Origin of the sequence: Thiomicrorhabdus cannonii (assembly GCF_013391695.1) — a bacterium.
Lineage (GTDB): Bacteria > Pseudomonadota > Gammaproteobacteria > Thiomicrospirales > Thiomicrospiraceae > Thiomicrorhabdus > Thiomicrorhabdus cannonii.
Genome location: NZ_JACBGH010000004.1, coordinates 38,926 through 56,632 on the forward strand (window position 1 = coordinate 38,926; position 17,707 = coordinate 56,632).

The following is a 17,707-nucleotide window of genomic DNA, read 5'->3' on the forward strand; positions in this document are numbered from 1 at the left end:
TGTGTAGATGTAATTTCCAATAGGGGGTTGTGGTAATGTTTTGAATTCTTGTACCGTTCGTACCACTCCCGTACCGTTTGCTAAAATCCCTGAAAGCCGTCCACGCCGTGGGGCGTTGTTGTTTTTGGGTGTAGTGCTGCGCTTATAGTCGCCTGTAATTCCCTACCGACTAGGCTGCAATTAGCTCGGCTTCGATGGTGCTGTTAATTTGTTACCGTCGGTACAGAAATTAGCGGCGCTTATAGTGGTCGGTAATTGCATACCGATCAGCCAGATTTATAATGGCGTTTCAAAATCTCCATTCAGGTGCAAGATATGACGACTGACCACGCCTTTTCAAGAAAGACAGAGTCCGTTTTAAATCGAATCAATGTCACAGCAATCAACGTGCTAAAAGAAGCATCTAGCACCGGCCGGCAAGATCAACTTAGCAGGCACCAGCTAGGCGGATATTTTGCCAACATGGATAAAGCCGCCTACTTGTTACTTATGATCTGGAACCAAACGGCGCAGCCTAAAGACCTTCAAGAGTTCAAACACCATCTAATCATTGATGTCATCGCCACCATGGAGTGGTTTAAAGAAGCTAACTATATCCATAAAGAAAAATACAGAAATGCAGTGAACGGATTAATTGAAATAGCTATTCGCCATATCACCAAGGCCAAGCGCCTGACCAAAATCAAACAAGCCGAAATGACTGGCATTAACAAAAGCACATACTATAAAACGTGGGAACCGCGACTCTTGGCGATAGAAACATACCTGCACCAGTTGCTATTCCAAGCCGGACAGCAGGTACATCGCAATATATAGGTTTCATCGAAGCCGAAATCAACCAATTCTTACTGACGAAGCTACACTGAGATGCATCAAAATTAACGCACAGCGGTACATATACGGTACATAAAACTTTTTAAGGAAAGCCACCAGCCAATAATGTGCTAGCAACTGCATGATTTTAAAGAGTTTAAATGGTGGGCCCTCACGGACTTGAACCGTGGACCTAACGATTATGAGTCGTGTGCTCTAACCAACTGAGCTAAGGGCCCTTAAGGAAGGAATAAAGCGAAGAAATCGCTTTTGATTGCGTAAAAACGCGGGATGTATTATAGCGACTGAAACGCCATTAGGGAATGCCGTAAACGGCGCTTTTGGGAAATAACCCGGCCTGTTGAGTTTCAAAATCTCAACAGGCCGGCTTTACGCAGCCCGATTAATCCAGGAAGCTCTTCAGCTTCTCGGCACGGCTTGGATGACGCAATTTGCGCAACGCCTTGGCCTCAATCTGACGAATACGCTCACGCGTCACATCAAACTGTTTGCCGACCTCTTCCAGAGTATGGTCGGTGTTCATGCTCAGACCGAAACGCATACGCAATACCTTGGCTTCGCGCGGTGTCAGCGTATTCAACATCTCGCGCACCGTTTCGCTCATGCCTTCGGCATCCGCGGCATCCTGCGGCGACAGAATGTTGGAATCTTCGATAAAATCGCCCAGTGAAGAGTCTTCGTCATCACCGATCGGCGTTTCCATGGAAATCGGCTCTTTGGCGATTTTCATGACCTTGCGAATCTTGTCTTCCGGCATCTCCATCTCGGCCGCCAGCTCTTCCGGCGTCGGTTCACGCCCCATCTTCTGCAGCAGTTGACGCTGGATGCGGTTCAACTTGTTGATGGTTTCGATCATATGTACCGGAATACGGATGGTACGCGCCTGGTCGGCGATTGAACGGGTAATGGCCTGACGGATCCACCAGGTTGCGTAGGTCGAGAACTTGTAACCGCGACGGTATTCGAACTTGTCCACCGCCTTCATCAGACCGATATTCCCTTCCTGGATCAGATCGAGGAACTGCAAACCGCGGTTGGTGTACTTCTTGGCAATCGAAATAACCAGACGCAGGTTGGCCTCGATCATCTCGCGCTTGGCATTACGCGCCTGGTTTTCCGCCTTGCTCAAATCCTTGTAAATCGACTTATACAACGAAATCGGCATTTTTTCGGCTTTGGCGATCATCGACAGACGCTTCTGCGCACGCTTGATGTCAGCACGCGCCTCTTCCAGCTTGTCGGCGTGGCTGGCGGACAGTTCGATCAGACGGTCAATCAACGTATAATCCGTTTCCTTGCCGACAAACTGCTCCAGGAACAACGCGCGCGGCACTTTGATCTCGCGCATGATCTTGTCGACAATCACGCGCTCCTGCTCGCGGATCGCGGTAATTTTGTTTTTGATGTGCTTGATCAAGCCGTTGGAGAACAGTGGCGTGATCTTGATGGTTTGCAGATGCTCCACCAATTTGGAACGTTCGGTGTTTGCTTGCGGCGACTCAAAACCGTGCTCTTTGGAGGCTGCCAAAGTGGCAGAGTGCAATGCCTGCAGAGTTTCCAGGAAAGCAGCCAGTTCTTCAGGATCGATGGTATCGTCCTTCACTTCCTGATTGTCGCTGTCGGGTGACAGCTCTTCCACCGGCACATCCACCAAATCGCCCGGACGCACAAAGCCTTGCACCACATCCGCCAGCTTGCCTTCGCCGTCATCCATCTTGCTGAAGGTTTTCAAAATCTCTTCGCTGAAAATCGGATAGATCGCCAGCGCGTCCAACATCTCACGGATGCCGCTTTCAATACGTTTGGCGATCTCGATTTCACCATGTCGCGTCAACAGTTCCACCGAACCCATTTCACGCATGTACATGCGCACCGGATCGGTGGTGCGGCCGAATTCGGAATCCACTTCGGACAGCGCGGCAATCGCCGCTTCGGCGGCCGCATCATCAAACACTTCACCGTCTTTGGTCAGCAGCTCGTCATCTTCCGGCGCGGTATCAAACAGTTGAATCCCGAAGTCTTTCAAAATGGTCAGCACCTGACCCAGCTGGTCTTCTTCGATATCGTCCGGCAACACGTCGTTTACGTCGGCATAAGTCAGGTAACCCAACTCTTTAGCACGATCGATCAAATCAATTAACTGCTGTTTTCTTTCAACTTTTGTCATGTCTGCCTCGATACCTTTATGACTCGAACCGTTAAACGCTTTTGACGTCACGGAAAAAACGGAACCCGTAATTATATCTAAAATTACGCTAAATTTGTTAACAAATTATCACAAACCCACATTCAAAAACCGTTTGAAATGAGCGTGTTAGCCGCATCATTGCCGCCGTAAAACCCTATTTTTCGCGCGCCAAAACCTGCAGGCGGATCATCTCGGTCAGATTCCACCCGGCCTGTCCCAACTTAGCCTCATCCAATGCGGCCGCCAGCGCGACAATCGCCACGTCAAACTCCGCCTTCAAAAAGGCGTCGTCGTCCGGCAATTCGGACTGCTGAATCAACTGCAACTCCGCCGTAAAACCTTTTTGCTGCAGCCACTGCACGGCCGCCTCATGCAAAAACCCGTGACCAGACAAAGCGGCAATCGCACCACCCAGTACTTGATAGTCACGCTGCTGGCTTTTTAAAAGGTCTTGCGCAAAATTTTCCGGAAAAAACTCCGCCCAGGAAGGACGTTTTAACAAGATGCGTACCAGCTTTAACGGCAGCGTCACCACTCTATTGATTTTTATGTCCGCTTTTTGCGGGGCATTGGACGTGTTTTGCGGCGTTTTCTTAAAGGCGGCGAACCCGGAATGCACATTCATCTGCTTTTCCAGCCGCCAGGCCGGCAAGCCCACCAGCTCGGAAAGACGCTCCACCAGCAGATATTGATACAAGCCCTGCGCCTGCTGTATAAAGCTTTGCGCAAAGGAAACCAGCTGCTGGCGTCCTTCGATGCTGCTTAACGGAAAACTCAATCGCCCCTGCAAACCCTGAAACAGAAAATCCGACAGCGTCAGGGCGTTGCGTATGCGTGTCTGAAAGTTCTGCAAGCCCTCTTTGCGCACCATCGAATCGGGATCTTCGCCCTGCGGCAGAAACAGAAACCTCACCGAGCGTTCCTTTTCCATCAACGGCAACGCCAGCTCCAACGCCTTCCACGCCGCTTTGGTGCCCGCCTGATCGCCATCAAAACAGAATACGATTTCGTTTACCTGACGGAACAGCATGTGCAGATGATCGATGGTCGTCGCCGTACCGAGTGTGGCCACCGCATTGCGCAGCCCGAATTGCGCGAGCGCGACCACATCCATATAACCCTCGACCACCAGAATGTGATCAAATTTCTCGCGCGTCTGGCGCATTTCATACAGACCGTAAAGCGCATAGCTTTTGTGAAAAATCGGGGTTTCCGGCGAATTGAGATACTTGGGCTGATCATCCCCCAGTACGCGCCCCCCGAACGCCACCACGCGTCCGCGTCCGTCGCGGATCGGAAACATAATGCGCTGGCGGAAACGGTCGTACAGTTTTCCGTCGTCTTTACGGATCAGCATGCCGGTGTCCACCAGTTGCTGCTGCAGCTGCGCATCGGCCTGCAGCCCTTTCACCAGCGTATCCCAACCCGCAGGAGCAAAACCGATTACATAGGTCTTGGCAATCTCCGGACTCAGTCCACGGTGCTTGAGGTAGGCTTTGGCCTGCTCGGATTGCGGATGATCGCGCAACTGATGGCGGTAGAACTTGGCGACCAGATGCATCACATCATACAGGTCACGCTGTTTTTCCTGTTTGGCCTGCTGCTGCGCCTGCTGCTTGGGGGAGAGTTTTTCGCGCGGCACTTCCATGCCGTACTGTGCGGCGAGCGATTCGACCGCCTCGACAAACGAAAGGCCGTCGTACTCCATCAGAAACTTGATGGCATCTCCGCTCGCCCCGCAACCAAAGCAGTGATAAAACTGTTTTTGCGGATTGACGTTAAAGGAGGGGGTTTTCTCGTCGTGAAACGGACAGCACGCCTTATAGGTGGCGCCCGCCTTTTTCAAAGGCACACGCTGATTAATGACTTGCACCAGATCGGCACGAGCCAACAGATTTTCAATAAATGAACGCGGGATACTGCCGGTTTGATTTACCAAAATTCACACCTTATCCACAGAAAATTCACAGCCCCTGAAACGCAAAAAACCCGTCAGCCAATGGTTGACGGGTTCTTGCTTTGCGTGACTCGATGGTCTAGCGACAGGTGAATCAGCCCAACTTCGCCTTAATCAGCTTGCTGACCTCGCCCATATCGGCGCGACCCTGCATCTGCGGCTTGAGCAGCGCCATCACTTTACCCATGTCCTGCATGGCGCTGGCGCCTGTTTCGGCCATGGCCTGCTCAATCAAGCTATTAATCTCATCTTCTGTCAGCGCTTGCGGCATAAAATCCTGAATGACGGTAATCTCAAACGCCTCGATTTCGGCCAGATCTTGACGATCGGCATCGAGATATTGCTTTTGAGCGTCACGGCGTTGCTTGATGGCTTTATCCAAAACAGCCAAAACGCCGGCATCGTCCAATTCAGTCTGATTATCGATTTCAACTTGCTTAATCGCCGCAAGCATAGAGCGAATAACAGTCAGACGCTCTTTTTCTTTCGCTTTCATCGCGTCCTTCATGGCCGCGGTGAGTTGCGCCTTCATCTCACTAGACACGAATCACTCCGCTCTTAGTACAGACGGTTAGTACGGCGGTTTTCGCGAGACAAACGCTTAGCCAGACGCTTGGCAGCCGCCGCTTTCATGCGCTTCTTAGCCCAGGTTGGCTTCTCATAAAATTCACGCTTGCGAGACTCGGTCAATACACCGGCTTTTTCACAAGCACGTTTAAAACGACGCAATGCTACGTCAAATGGTTCTGTATCACGGATTTTTACGCTTGGCATAATTCTACCTATTCAAAATTTGGAATTCTGTTTCTACCCGGCCTTTTAAACCCTCGGTCAAAAGACAGGTAGCGGAAAGCCAGGAATTATAAATTTCTCTGTGCACTTTTGCAAACCCTTTTACAAGAAAACTTCCAATAAAAGGCGATTATTTTGTTAAAATTCAGCCACTTTGACTAACAGGAAAGCGCCATGTCCACCGCCGAATCGACCTCTTCACGCCAATCACTGCTGGTTTTGGGCATTGAAAGCTCCTGTGATGAAACCGCCGTCGCGCTTTACGACACCCAAAAAGGGCTTTTGGCGCACAACCTCTACTCACAGGTGGAACTGCACGCCCAATACGGCGGCGTGGTGCCCGAACTGGCCTCGCGCGACCATATTCAAAAACTGACGCCGTTGATTCTGCAGACCATGCAGGAAGCCAACATCGAAAGCAAGGATATTCAGGGCATCGCCTACACCGCCGGCCCCGGATTGATGGGCGCACTGCTGACCGGCGCCTCGGTGGCGCGCAGTCTCGCCTACGCCTGGCGGATTCCGGCGATTGGCGTCCACCACATGGAAGGTCACCTGCTCGCCCCCATGCTCGAAGACCCCAAACCGCAATTTCCGTTTATCTGCCTTTTAGTGTCCGGCGGGCATAGCATGATTATCCGCGTGGACGGCATCGGCCGCTACAAACTGCTGGGCGATACGCTCGACGACGCGGCTGGCGAAGCCTTCGACAAAACCGCCAAACTGCTCGACCTCGGCTATCCGGGCGGCCCTAAAGTCTCCAACCTCGCTTTACAGGGCGATGCCGAGCGCTACCACTTTCCGCGGCCGATGATCGACCGTCCGGGATTGGATATGAGTTTCAGCGGCCTGAAAACCTACACACTCAACACCTGGCAGGACGCCATTGCCAAAAACGATGCGACCGAACAGACCAAAGCCGACATCTGCCGCGCGTTTGAACTGGCGGTGGCCGATACCTTAGCCATCAAGTGCAAACGCGCTTTGGAACAGGAGGGATTGAATCGTCTGGTGGTGTCCGGCGGCGTCAGCGCCAACCGCGAAATCCGCGCCAAGCTCAACACCTTGATGCAAAAACGCCGCGGCGAAGCCTTTTACCCGAGACTGGAATTCTGCACCGATAACGGTGCGATGATCGCCTATGCCGGCGCACAACGCCTGTTGGCCGGCGAACATCAGGACCTAAGCTTTGCCACCACGCCCCGATGGCCGCTGGAAGCACTGACGCCAATCGCCTGAAACGCCTTTTAGAGAGCTTTGCACAAGTGGGGCGCGAACCGAAGAACTCGGCTGTAGAGCCGAGAAAGAAAAATGAGGAAAAAATTGGCTGATTCAGGCGGAAAACGCAGCTAATAGCCAGCTATTAGCAAGTTTTTCAACAAACAAAGAACTCGACGCCCGCAGGGGTAAGTCGAGAAAAATCAGGCGATTTTTAACCATTTTTATTCGTGCAGCCATCTCGTGCAAAGCTCTCTTTAAAACCCAACAGGCCGGGTAAACGCCTGCATACCCGGCCTGTTGAGAATTTTTACGCGCTTTTAAATCGCTTTTCTCCACCTCCATTTTGGATGACAAAAGTCCCAACTTGGTGTAAAAAGTTGTTATTTATGAAAAAGAGCACAATTTATATTTGTGTTATATTTGTGTGTATTTCTCTCGGTTGAATAGGTAAAAAATGTTTATCAAATCCGCCAAGCGCCTATTTCTTCAACCATCTCTCCGATTGATTGCCCCGCTGCTGCTCGCTTTGGCGTTTTTCCCGCTATCCGGCTGCGAAAAGGAAGCATCCGGCTATGAGGCGCAATATAGCAACAGCACGCCTCCCAAACAGCCGGTCTATCTGTTTGGCGTCCACCCGCTGCACAACCCCAAACATCTGTTTGAAGTCTATGGCCCGCTGGTACAGTACATCAATGCCCGACTCGACAACGCCCAGCTGAAGCTCGAAGCCTCCCGCAACTACGCCGCTTACGACAGCAAGCTGTTTAACCGCCATTTCGATTTCGCCCTGCCCAATCCCTACCAAACGGTCACCGCCGTCGATTACGGCTACCACATCTTCGGCAAAATGGGCGACGATGACAATTTCCGCGGCATTATTCTGGTACGCAAAGACAGCGGCATCGAAAGCGTCGCCGACCTCAAAGGCAAAACCGTCAGCTATCCGGCCGAAACGGCCTTGGCGGCCACCATGATGCCGCAGTGGTATCTTCACACCCACGGACTGGATATCAACCGCGATATCACCAACCTGTATGTCGGCTCACAGGAATCTTCCATCATGAACGTCTATCTCGGCAAGGTCGCCGCTGCGGCCACCTGGCCGCCGCCTTGGAAGGCTTTTATCAAACAACGTCCGCAAGTCGCTGAAGATGTCGAAGTGAAATGGCAGACCGACCCACTGCCCAACAACGGACTCGTGGCCAGAAACGACATGCCTGCATCGCTGGTGAAACAGGTGGCCGGCATTCTTTTCAGCCTGCATGAATCGCCCGAAGGCCGGGCCATTCTGGCGCGCATGGAACTCAGCCGCTTCGAGCCGGCGGATGATGCGACCTACGCTCCGGTGCGCGACTTTCTCAGCCAATTTGAACAACAGGTTCGCCCCACGCGGAGTACTCAGTGAAAGCCCAATTACTCGCCATCTGGAATCACAGCATCCGTGATCAACTGGTCATCGGCATCGGCCTGATCCTGACGCTGCTGGTCACCTTATTCACCTACAGCATCACCCAGCAAAACGGTGCATTTCTGCACGAACAGTCGATTAAACAGGCCAAAAACCGCGCCATGATGCTCTCGACCACCAGCCGCGTCTGGGTCATGGCCAACGACTACGAAGGCCTGGAGCAGACCGTGCAGGATTTTCTGATTTATGAAAACCTGACCTACGCGGCCGTCATGGACATGCAAGGCAAAGTCATTGCGCATACCGATCCGAGCCAGGTGGGTCGCTACGTGATCGATGCCACACGCCAGAACTATCTGCGCCAACTGCAAGGCGAGCAGGATCACCGGCATGCCGTGACGATCCTCGCCGATACCGACGACTACATCGATGTCGCTTACATTATCGAACAGGAACATCAGGACTTGGGTTGGGTGAACATCCGCATCGACCAAAAAGACCGGCAGGCCAATGCCGCCGCCAATATTGAGCAGGCGGTGCTCTTCTCGATCATCGCCCTGTTCATCGCCTACCTGACCTCTTTCCTGACCGCCAAAGGACTCACCGCGCAGCTGCACGGTCTGATCAATACCATGTCGCAAATCCGCGCCGGCTCCGAAAAGGTGCGCGCCAACGAAAACGGCGTCGGCGAAGTCAGCCGCCTATCGAGCGAATTCAACCGGATGCTGGACACCCTGCAGGAAAAGGAAAACGAACTCAAACAGACGCAGCACGCCTTAAAAGAAGACATCCGCAAACGTCAGGAAGTCGAAAACAACATCCGCCACCTCAACGAGAACCTCGAAGAGATCGTCAAACAGCGCACCGAGGAACTGACCGTCGCCAAAGACAAAGCCGAAGCCGCCAACCGCGCCAAGAGCCTCTTTCTGGCCAACATGAGCCATGAACTGCGTACCCCGCTCAACGCCATTCTGGGTTTCTCGCAACTGCTTTACGAAAACCCCAGTACCCCCGATTCACAGCGCGATACGCTGCGCATCATCAACCGTTCCGGCGAGCACCTCCTTAACCTGATCAACGATGTGCTCGACATGTCCAAAATCGAGGCCGGCCGCGCCCAGCTCGACAAAGAGGACTTTGACCTGGGGCAACTGATTCTGGATGTCACCGACATGATGAAAGTGCGCGCCGACGACAAGGGGATTTCGCTGCTGATCGACCAGAGTTCTCACTTTCCGCGTTTTGTGCATGGGGATTCGGCCAAGCTGCGCCAAATCCTCATCAATCTGATCGGTAATGCCATCAAGTTCACCGATGTGGGCGGCGTGACGCTGCGCCTGGATGCGCATCAGAAACCGCAAGACAACCAATGCCTCACGCTGCGCATCGAGGTCGAAGACAGCGGTTCGGGCATCCAGCCGGAGGATCTGGAAAGAATCTTCCTGCCGTTCGAGCAGCTTGCCAATGCCGCCGCGCAGAAAGGCACCGGCCTGGGCCTGACCATCACCCGCCAATTCGTCCACATGATGAAGGGCGAGATCCATGCACAAAGCACCCCCGGCAAAGGCAGCCTTTTCTATCTGACGATCGAACTGGAACGCGCAACGGGCACACAGATTACCAACGAACAGCCGGTGCATCGCCATGTGGTCAAACTCCTGCCCGGCCAACCCGCCTGGCGGGTTCTGATTGTAGAAGACCAGACAGAAAACCAACTCCTGCTGCAAAACATCCTGACCAACGCCGGCTTTGAGGTCAACATAGCCGAAAACGGCCAAAAGGCGATCGAGCTTTTCCAAAGCTGGCACCCCCACTTTATCTGGATGGACAGACGCATGCCCGTCATGGACGGTCTGGTCGCCACCCGCGAAATCCGCAAGCTGCCGGGCGGCAAGGATGTCAAAATTGCCGCCTTGACGGCCTCCGTATTCCAGGAGCAACGCCAAGAGCTGTTGGATGCCGGTGCCGATGATTTTCTGCGCAAACCTTACCGCCCCAACGAAATATTTGCCTGTATGGCCAAACATCTTGACCTACAATACCAATATGACGATGAAACACCGGCTCCCGTGGCGAACGAGCAACTCACCCTGGAAGCCGAAGCCATGCAGCACATCGCGCCAGCGCTTCGTCAGCAACTGCACCTTAACGCCAAACTGGGCAACCCCAGGGAAATCATGGACACTATCGGTGCCATCGCGCAAACGGATGCCAAACTGGCGCAGATATTGGAACGCCTCACAGATGAATACCGTTTTGACCTCATCGCCAACCTCAGCGCTGACACAACGGAATTGAACGGGAAAACCGCGTGAATCACCTTTTGAATAACAGCCGCTATGAGATCCTCGTCGTCGACGACATGATTGCCAATGTCAAACTCTTAACGAGCGTACTGGAAAAACAAGGCTATCAGGTACGTGCCGCCATCAACGGCGAAATGGCGCTGCAGTCGGTGCATTTAAAGACGCCCGACCTGATCCTGCTGGACATCAAAATGCCCAATATGAACGGCTTTGAGGTTTGCCAGCAGCTCAAAGCCGACCCGAGCACGGAAAGCATCCCCGTGATTTTCATCAGTGCGATGGGCGAAACCGAGGACAAGGTGACCGCCTTCCGTTCCGGCGGCGTGGACTACATTACCAAACCCTTTGCCAACGAAGAGGTGCTGGCGCGCGTCAACACCCATCTGCAACTGCACGACTACCAGACCCAGCTTGAAGAGCGCGTCAGACTGGCGGTGCTCGAAATCCAAAACCTCAACCATGAATTGGAAGTCACGCAGGGCGAAGTGATTTCGATGATGGGTGCGACCATTGAAGAACGCTCCCATGAAACCGGCCTGCACGTGCAGCGCGTTGCCGCCTACTGCCATCTACTGGCCAAGCTGTATGGCGTCGAAGAGCACAAATGCGACCTGATTTTCAAGGCCGCACCGCTGCACGATATCGGCAAGGTGGCCATCCCGGACAATATCCTCCACAAACCCGGCCGCCTCACCGATGAAGAGATGGCCATCATGCGCAGTCACGCGCAAAAGGGTTACGACATTTTCAAATCCTCTCAAAGCGCGTTACTGCAAATGGCAGCGCTGATTGCCCATCAGCACCATGAAAAATATGACGGCAACGGTTACCCGCAAGGACTCAAAGGGGAAGAGATTGATATCGCCGGGAGAATCTGCGCGGTGGCCGATGTTTTCGACGCCCTCGGCCATGACCGCGTCTACAAGAAAGCCTGGCCTTTGCAGGAGATACTGGATTACTTCAAAGCGGAAAGCGGCAAGAGTTTCGAGCCGAAACTGGTGGAGCTTCTGCTGAATAATTTAAATGATTTCCTGGCCATCAAGGAGCGCCTGCATAAATAAGGCACGTGCTTCAAAACAGGCCTCCTAAAACTGAACAGGCCGGGTACACCCGGCCTGTTCAGTTTTTAAATGAGACTTTCAAACCAAGACTATCACCCTTTTTTAATCTTGCCCTCTTCACCTTTCAACAGGCGTTCGATATTGCCCTTATGACGCCAGAACAGCATCAGCGTCATCAGCGCGGTCAGCCACACCCAGCTCATCTCACCGGATAAGAAATAAATATACAGCGGCGCCAGAGCCGTCGCCACCAAGGCCGACGCCGACGAAATCTTCAACACCTTGGCGACAAACAACCAGGTGCCGCCAACCGCCAGGCCGATCGGCAACGACAGGCCGAACATCACGCCCAACATGGTCGCCACCCCTTTTCCGCCTTTAAAGCCGAAAAAGACCGGGTAAAGATGGCCGATAAACGCCGCGAAACCAACCCACATGACCCAGTCGGCCGACAAGCCTGCCGCCTGCGCGGCGACCACGGGCAAAACGCCTTTAAGCATATCGCCTAGCAGCGTAATCGCCGCCGGCTTGTTGCCATACAAACGCTTGACGTTGGTGGCGCCCGGATTGCCCGAACCGCCCTGACGCGGGTCTTCGTATCCCATTAATTTGCACACCACAATCGCCGACGAGATTGAGCCGAGCAGATAGGCTCCCACAACCCATAAAACAGGCATCCATTCCATCATTTCACAGTCCTTTTAACTCACGTTGGTATTTTTTGAATTTGCATGATTTTACTAGAAGCGGATAATAGGTGTGCAGATAAATCCGGCTAGATAGAACGACAAAACAGGACAAAGCGTGTGACTGACATTATTTTTATTGAAGGGCTGAAAACCCAGGCCATTATCGGCATCTATGATTGGGAGCGCGAGGCACGCCAGCCGCTGATTTTCGATATCGAACTGGCCATGCCCGACCATTTTTTCAGCCACGCGGCGCAAAGCGATGCGATTGGCGATACGGTGGATTACAAACAGGTGTCAGATGAGGTGATCGCACTGGTGGAAGGCAGCCGCCATGAGCTGCTGGAAACCTTAGTGGAAGAGGTTTGCGCGCACATTTTCAAACATCATGCCGCCGTGCAGGGCATCCGTCTTAAAATCAGCAAACCGCAAGCCGTTGCCGAAACCGACACGGTCGGCCTGATTGTGCGCCGCCAACGCGCGCGTTAATCGGCCAACCGCCACTACTCGCCGCGCTCGATGGCTTCGTGCAACGCCTTCTGTTGCTGGGCGACTTTTTTGATCAGCGGCACCAGCTGCTCCATATAAAGACACGCCTGATGCACGGTAATCTTATTGAACGTGGCGTAATCCTCTTCAAACTGGCGGCGATTCTGTTTGGACAGATTGCGGAGCACTTTTTCACGCAACACGTCCCCCTCCGCCAGACGCACAATCGTCACCAGCTGTTCGGGCGTGACCTGTGGTGCAAAGGTTTGCACAATGCGGTCATCCACCTCGGACATCTTGGTCGCCAAGGCTTTATAGGCCGCCAGCTTTTTCTGCAGTTCCTGCTGTTCTTTCTCGTCCGACTGGTTAAGGCGCTGGTCAATCACCTCGGTCAACGCTTTAATCGCGGCACTGGGCAGCGTCAAGGTCACAGGGCCCAGTTCCAGCAGGTATTCGCCATCATGATCACGTTTGGCACTAATTTCCATTTATCAGCCTCTCACATCATTTAGATATATTGGGTATCGCCGCGCACAAACTCGATTTTGCCGGCCGCTTCCAGTTCAAACATCTTTTCCACCAGATGCTTGATGGCCGCCTTGGCTTCCTCCGCATTCGGCATTTTGGCCAACTGCAAATCCGCCTGCAACTGTTTGGACATGATACCGCCAACATTCTTGAGCGCCCGCTCGGTAAAATCGGGACGATTGGCGAGCAACAGCAGATCCAGCAGCGCCTTGCTGTCGACCTCACCCAGAATTTTCTGCAACGACAAATCATCCAGCTCGTTGAGCTTTAGCCCCAGTTTCACATAACTTTGCAGGGTGGAATGCTGCTGACCGCTTTCCAACGCCGCCAGATGCTCCAGGGTGATTTGCAACAATGCCAACGTAAAACGATCAATTTTGACTGACGCACAACCGATATGGATTTGCCATTCGTTTTCATGCAGTTTTTTAATGCCAACTTTCATCTCTGCCTTCCGTTTTATTTGCCAATGCTTACCAACGCCAGCCCCTCACAGGCCGGTCGGTCATTAAGAGAATTTTGCACAAGCGCGGCGCAAAGTTCTCATTAAGCAACTTTGCCAAGCAATTGTCCAGCCAAAAACGCATTTGGAGGTAACCCGTCTTTAAGGTCATGCCGGACAGCAATGGTTTACGCAATGGTTTACAATAAGTTGCTGCATAATATCATGCAACAATCTGTCCTTTAAAATACAACGACACGCATCATGAACAAAGCCCATACCAGCCTACCGGAACCCAGCAGCGACGCCAAATTGCACAGCGAACAGCTCAGCCAGAAAATTCTGCGCACCCTGCGCCGCCATCCGCACATGACTTTTGCGCAATATATGGAAATGGCGCTCTACACCCCCGGACTGGGCTACTATGCCAGCGGCCTGCCTAAAATCGGCGCCCAGGGCGACTTTATCACCGCGCCCGAAGTCTCGCCGCTGTTCTCGCGCTGCCTTGCCAGACAGACGGCGCAGATATTGCCGCAGCTGAGCGAACCCAACATCCTCGAATTCGGCGCCGGCCAAGGCACCATGGCCAAAGACATTCTGCTGGAACTCGATGCGCTGGGCGAACCGCTTGCCCACTATTACATTCTGGAACTCAGTGCCGACCTGCGCGAACGCCAGCGCTTCACCCTCAAGGAGAACCTGCCGGATGCGCTCTTCCAAAAAGTCGTCTGGCTCGACCGTTTGCCGGAAAAAGCCATCAGCGCCGTGGTTCTCGCCAACGAAGTCTTGGACGCCATGCCGTTCGAGCGCCTGCGCATTGAGCCGCATCAGGCGCTGCAGGCCTATGTGCGCTACGACGAGGCAAGCGGCCAGTTCGACTGGGATTACCAGAAAATCACCGCCAAACCGTTGCAGCAATTTGCCAATCAGCTCATCGACTTTTTGGGGAACGTCTCCGACCTCGGCTACGAAACCGAAATCAACCTCAATATCAGCCCGTGGCTCAAAGCCCTGGGCGAGAGCGTCGGACAAGGCATGGTGATTTTGATTGATTACGGCTATACCCGTCAGGAATACTATCAGCCGGCGCGCGTCATGGGGACGCTGCGTTGCCACTACCAGCATCGCGCCCACAGCAACCCGTTTTTCTATCCGGGCCTGCAGGACATCACCGCCCACGTGGACTTTACCGCCGTGGCCGAGGCCGCTTACGACAGCGGCTTCAAAGTCACCGGCTTCACCACCCAGGCGCATTTCCTGATGGGAGCCGGCCTGCTGGAAATGTCTGCGCAAGCCGACGCGCCCATGACCGAACAGCTGCGCATCGCCCAGCAGATCAAAACCTTGACCCTGCCGAACGAAATGGGGGAGACATTTAAAGTGATTGCGTTGAGCAAACAGCTTGATCTGAAGCTCATCGGCTTTAATCTGCGCGATTTGCGCCACCAACTGTAACCTTTTTGCCACCCCGGATTGAGAGCCGCACATGGAAATCTATCAAGCGATTATTTTAGGCATTATCGAAGGCATTACCGAGTTTCTGCCGATCTCCTCCACCGGTCATCTGATTGTGGTCAGCGACTGGCTCGGACTGGAACAGACCGACCAAAACACCGCCTTTGAGGTGATCATTCAGCTCGCGGCGATTTTTGCGGTCATCTTCAATTACAAACAGCATTTCCGCCTGAGCCAGTGGCCGCTGTGGAGCAAGGTGGCGCTGGCGTTTGTGCCTATCGGCGCCATCGGTTTCCTGCTTAGCGACGTCATCAAAAGCCTGTTCAGCGTCGAAGTGGTCGCCTGGGGCTTCATTGTCGGCGGGATCATTTTCCTGCTGCTGGAGCGCTTCTACCGCGAGGACAAACACAAAACCGCCCAATTGGAACAGATCAGTTATAAGCAGGCGCTCGGCATCGGCGTCGCCCAGGTATTCGCCCTGATTCCGGGCACCAGCCGCGCCGGCGCCAGCATTGTCGGCGGCATGCTGGCGGGCTTAAGCCGCAAAACCAGCGCCGAATTCTCCTTTCTGCTGGCGCTGCCGGTGCTCGCCGCCGCGTCCGGTTACGACCTGCTGAAACACTACCAGGCATTTGCCGACAGCAGCTTCACCCCGCTGCTGGTCGGTTTTGTCGTCTCCTTTGTGGTCGCCTACGCCACCATCAAACTCTTTCTGGCGTTCCTGACGCGTTTCACTTTCAACGCCTTCGGGATTTACCGCATCGCCTTTGGTATAGTGTTACTGCTGTTTTTTGTCTAATCCCCAAACAGGGAGCGCGCGACATGGCGATTGAATTTTACAGTGCCGCACAGAGCCGGGCGATCGACCGCTTTGCCATTGAACAACACGGCCTGCCCGGTTTGCTGCTGATGAAACGGGCCGGCCTGTTCGCTTTTGAAACCCTGCGCCAATGCTATCCGCAGGCCCGTAAACTGCTGGTGCTGTGCGGTGCCGGCAATAACGGCGGCGACGGTTTGATTGTGGCGCAACTGGCGGCTATGGCCGGGATGAAAGTGACGCTCCACCTCACCACAGCCCCACAAAACCTGCATGGCGATGCCGCCAAAGCCTATCGCGAACTGAACGCGCTGGGCATCGACTGCCAAGCCTTTCAGCCGTCACAACTGGCGGATTGCGATGTGGTGGTCGACGCCCTGTTCGGCATCGGCCTGAACCGTCTCATCACTGGGGAAATGGCTGAACTGGTCGAACAGGTCAACGCCAGCGGCAAACCGGTGCTGGCAATCGACATCGCCAGCGGCATCCATGCCGATACCGGCTGCGTCCTCGGCCACGCCATACGCGCGCAACACACCTGCACCTTCATCACCCACAAACCCGGCCTCTACCAGTACCAAGGCGCCGATTATTGCGGCCAAATTCATTTCAGCGATCTGTTTCTGGATGACGAAATCCTGCATTCGCAAACTCAACAGGCCGCCTCCCACGGATTCGATTTCTGGCGGGCGCAACTCCCGCCAAGACCGTATAGCAGCCATAAAGGCAGCGCGGGTAGCGTCTGTTTAATCGGCGGCGACCAGTACATGATGGGCGCAATTCAGATGGCTGGCCTGGCCGCGCTCAAAGCGGGAGCCGGCCTGTTGAAAATCCTCACCCGCGAGGAACATGCTCTCATTCTGACACAGGCATTGCCGGAAGCCATGTGCTATCCGCCCGCGCAGCTCCATAAGGTCAGCGCAGCCGCCAAGGTCATCGCCATCGGCCCCGGACTGGGCGTTGCCGCCTGGGGGCAACAGCTCTACCAGCAAACGCTTGCCCTGCCGCAAGCCCACCCGGTTGTGATGGACGCCGACGCACTGAAACACCTTGCCAAATCGCCGGAGAAGCGCGACAACTGGATTCTGACCCCGCATCCGGGCGAGGCCGGCGTATTGCTGGGAAGCGACAGCCAAGAGGTGCAGCAAGACCGCTTTGCCGCCATTAAAGCACTGCAGCAGCGCTATGGTGGCGTGATTGTGCTCAAGGGCAACGGCACGCTGATTTACGATGGCGCCAACCTGGAAATGTGCCTGGAAGGCAATCCCGGCATGGCGGTCGGCGGCATGGGCGACATTTTGACGGGCATTATCGCCGGCTTGCTGGCACAGGGGCTGCCGCTCTATACGGCCGCCTGTTTGGGGGTGTATCTGCATGCCCGTGGCGGCGACATTCTCGCCAAAACCGAAGGCCGCGGACTGCTGCCCACCGAACTCGCCGCGCTCCTACCCGGCCTGTTGAGTTTGTCCGGGTGATTTTTTTGACCGGCGTAAAAACCAAAAAACCGGCAATCAAGCCGG

General features: G+C 54.0%; 17 protein-coding genes and 1 tRNA gene. 9 read left to right on the top strand and 9 right to left on the bottom strand.

Annotated elements, in window-relative coordinates; all coding sequences use genetic code 11:
* The first annotated feature begins 315 nt into the window (after positions 1–315).
* Entirely contained in the window at positions 316–816 is a 501-nt protein-coding gene (locus tag HZ297_RS05955) for a hypothetical protein (RefSeq protein ID WP_178862090.1), read from the top strand.
* Between the two features lie 159 nt (positions 817–975).
* Here HZ297_RS05955 and HZ297_RS05960 read toward each other — a convergent pair.
* The 5 genes from HZ297_RS05960 to rpsU all read right to left on the bottom strand — a co-directional run bounded on the left by HZ297_RS05960 (position 976) and on the right by rpsU (position 5,753).
* A tRNA-Ile gene (locus tag HZ297_RS05960) sits at positions 976–1,052 on the bottom strand.
* A 164-nt stretch (positions 1,053–1,216) separates the two neighbouring features.
* Positions 1,217–3,001, bottom strand: coding sequence for an RNA polymerase sigma factor RpoD (gene rpoD / locus HZ297_RS05965; RefSeq protein WP_178862091.1), 1,785 nt, complete (start codon positions 2,999–3,001; stop codon positions 1,217–1,219).
* A gap of 175 nt (positions 3,002–3,176) precedes the next feature.
* Entirely contained in the window at positions 3,177–4,961 is a 1,785-nt protein-coding gene (gene dnaG, locus HZ297_RS05970) for a DNA primase (protein ID WP_178862092.1), read from the bottom strand.
* 112 nt (positions 4,962–5,073) lie between these two features.
* Complete coding sequence (locus HZ297_RS05975; RefSeq protein WP_178862093.1) at positions 5,074–5,523, bottom strand: GatB/YqeY domain-containing protein; 450 nt, start codon at positions 5,521–5,523, stop codon at positions 5,074–5,076.
* Between the two features lie 14 nt (positions 5,524–5,537).
* Positions 5,538–5,753, bottom strand: a complete 216-nt coding sequence (rpsU, locus tag HZ297_RS05980) for a 30S ribosomal protein S21 (protein WP_178862094.1) — start codon at positions 5,751–5,753, stop codon at positions 5,538–5,540.
* A 192-nt stretch (positions 5,754–5,945) separates the two neighbouring features.
* Here rpsU and tsaD point away from each other — a divergent pair, with 192 nt between their 5' ends.
* On the top strand, positions 5,946–7,010 hold the full coding sequence (gene tsaD / locus HZ297_RS05985; RefSeq protein WP_178862095.1) for a tRNA (adenosine(37)-N6)-threonylcarbamoyltransferase complex transferase subunit TsaD: 1,065 nt from the start codon (positions 5,946–5,948) through the stop codon (positions 7,008–7,010).
* A gap of 93 nt (positions 7,011–7,103) precedes the next feature.
* On the opposite strand, the gene HZ297_RS05990 is transcribed toward tsaD, so the two are convergent.
* Positions 7,104–7,328: a hypothetical protein gene (locus tag HZ297_RS05990; protein WP_178862096.1), complete on the bottom strand. Its 225-nt coding sequence runs from the start codon at positions 7,326–7,328 to the stop codon at positions 7,104–7,106.
* 118 nt (positions 7,329–7,446) lie between these two features.
* Between HZ297_RS05990 and HZ297_RS05995 the strand changes: the two genes are divergently transcribed.
* From HZ297_RS05995 to HZ297_RS06005, 3 genes are read left to right on the top strand one after another with little or no spacing between them, the layout of a single operon-like run.
* A complete protein-coding gene (locus HZ297_RS05995; RefSeq protein ID WP_178862097.1) occupies positions 7,447–8,397 on the top strand; it encodes a phosphate/phosphite/phosphonate ABC transporter substrate-binding protein in 951 nt (316 codons plus the stop codon).
* Positions 8,394–10,715: an ATP-binding protein gene (locus HZ297_RS06000; protein WP_178862098.1), complete on the top strand. Its 2,322-nt coding sequence runs from the start codon at positions 8,394–8,396 to the stop codon at positions 10,713–10,715. Before HZ297_RS05995 ends, HZ297_RS06000 begins: the two co-directional genes overlap by 4 nt.
* The gene (locus HZ297_RS06005) at positions 10,712–11,767 is read left to right on the top strand and encodes a response regulator (protein WP_218644558.1); all 1,056 of its coding nucleotides are present in this window, start codon (positions 10,712–10,714) and stop codon (positions 11,765–11,767) included. Before HZ297_RS06000 ends, HZ297_RS06005 begins: the two co-directional genes overlap by 4 nt.
* Positions 11,768–11,859: 92 nt before the next feature.
* Here the strand turns inward: HZ297_RS06005 and plsY are convergent, their stop codons facing one another.
* The gene (plsY, locus tag HZ297_RS06010; RefSeq protein WP_218644564.1) at positions 11,860–12,453 is read right to left on the bottom strand and encodes a glycerol-3-phosphate 1-O-acyltransferase PlsY; all 594 of its coding nucleotides are present in this window, start codon (positions 12,451–12,453) and stop codon (positions 11,860–11,862) included.
* A gap of 120 nt (positions 12,454–12,573) precedes the next feature.
* Here plsY and folB point away from each other — a divergent pair, with 120 nt between their 5' ends.
* Positions 12,574–12,945 (top strand): dihydroneopterin aldolase, encoded by a 372-nt coding sequence (folB, locus tag HZ297_RS06015; RefSeq protein WP_178862100.1) that lies wholly within the window; start codon positions 12,574–12,576, stop codon positions 12,943–12,945.
* 14 nt (positions 12,946–12,959) lie between these two features.
* On the opposite strand, the gene HZ297_RS06020 is transcribed toward folB, so the two are convergent.
* Both HZ297_RS06020 and HZ297_RS06025 read right to left on the bottom strand, forming a co-directional pair.
* Positions 12,960–13,433, bottom strand: coding sequence for a FliG C-terminal domain-containing protein (locus HZ297_RS06020; RefSeq protein ID WP_178862101.1), 474 nt, complete (start codon positions 13,431–13,433; stop codon positions 12,960–12,962).
* A gap of 20 nt (positions 13,434–13,453) precedes the next feature.
* Positions 13,454–13,918, bottom strand: coding sequence for a FliG C-terminal domain-containing protein (locus HZ297_RS06025; protein ID WP_178862102.1), 465 nt, complete (start codon positions 13,916–13,918; stop codon positions 13,454–13,456).
* Positions 13,919–14,179: 261 nt separating this feature from the next.
* Here HZ297_RS06025 and HZ297_RS06030 point away from each other — a divergent pair, with 261 nt between their 5' ends.
* Genes HZ297_RS06030 through HZ297_RS06040 form a run of 3 tightly spaced genes read left to right on the top strand, consistent with a single transcriptional unit; the run spans position 14,180 to position 17,662 of the window.
* The gene (locus HZ297_RS06030; protein WP_178862103.1) at positions 14,180–15,370 is read left to right on the top strand and encodes a class I SAM-dependent methyltransferase; all 1,191 of its coding nucleotides are present in this window, start codon (positions 14,180–14,182) and stop codon (positions 15,368–15,370) included.
* A 31-nt stretch (positions 15,371–15,401) separates the two neighbouring features.
* Complete coding sequence (locus HZ297_RS06035; RefSeq protein ID WP_178862104.1) at positions 15,402–16,169, top strand: undecaprenyl-diphosphate phosphatase; 768 nt, start codon at positions 15,402–15,404, stop codon at positions 16,167–16,169.
* Positions 16,170–16,192: 23 nt separating this feature from the next.
* Complete coding sequence (locus HZ297_RS06040) at positions 16,193–17,662, top strand: NAD(P)H-hydrate dehydratase (protein ID WP_178862105.1); 1,470 nt, start codon at positions 16,193–16,195, stop codon at positions 17,660–17,662.
* Positions 17,663–17,707 lie beyond the last annotated feature (45 nt).

Bases quoted from the DNA above. Each gene is read 5' to 3' on its own strand.
- HZ297_RS05995 (WP_178862097.1), top strand. From the start codon at position 7,447: ATGTTTATCAAATCCGCCAAGCGCCTATTTCTTCAACCATCTCTCCGA.
- HZ297_RS06040 (WP_178862105.1), top strand. From the start codon at position 16,193: ATGGCGATTGAATTTTACAGTGCCGCACAGAGCCGGGCGATCGACCGC.
- plsY (WP_218644564.1), bottom strand. From the start codon at position 12,453: ATGGAATGGATGCCTGTTTTATGGGTTGTGGGAGCCTATCTGCTCGGC.
- HZ297_RS06025 (WP_178862102.1), bottom strand. From the start codon at position 13,918: ATGAAAGTTGGCATTAAAAAACTGCATGAAAACGAATGGCAAATCCAT.
- tsaD (WP_178862095.1), top strand. From the start codon at position 5,946: ATGTCCACCGCCGAATCGACCTCTTCACGCCAATCACTGCTGGTTTTG.
- rpsU (WP_178862094.1), bottom strand. From the start codon at position 5,753: ATGCCAAGCGTAAAAATCCGTGATACAGAACCATTTGACGTAGCATTG.
- HZ297_RS06030 (WP_178862103.1), top strand. From the start codon at position 14,180: ATGAACAAAGCCCATACCAGCCTACCGGAACCCAGCAGCGACGCCAAA.
- HZ297_RS06035 (WP_178862104.1), top strand. From the start codon at position 15,402: ATGGAAATCTATCAAGCGATTATTTTAGGCATTATCGAAGGCATTACC.
- rpoD (WP_178862091.1), bottom strand. From the start codon at position 3,001: ATGACAAAAGTTGAAAGAAAACAGCAGTTAATTGATTTGATCGATCGT.
- HZ297_RS06020 (WP_178862101.1), bottom strand. From the start codon at position 13,433: ATGGAAATTAGTGCCAAACGTGATCATGATGGCGAATACCTGCTGGAA.
- HZ297_RS05955 (WP_178862090.1), top strand. From the start codon at position 316: ATGACGACTGACCACGCCTTTTCAAGAAAGACAGAGTCCGTTTTAAAT.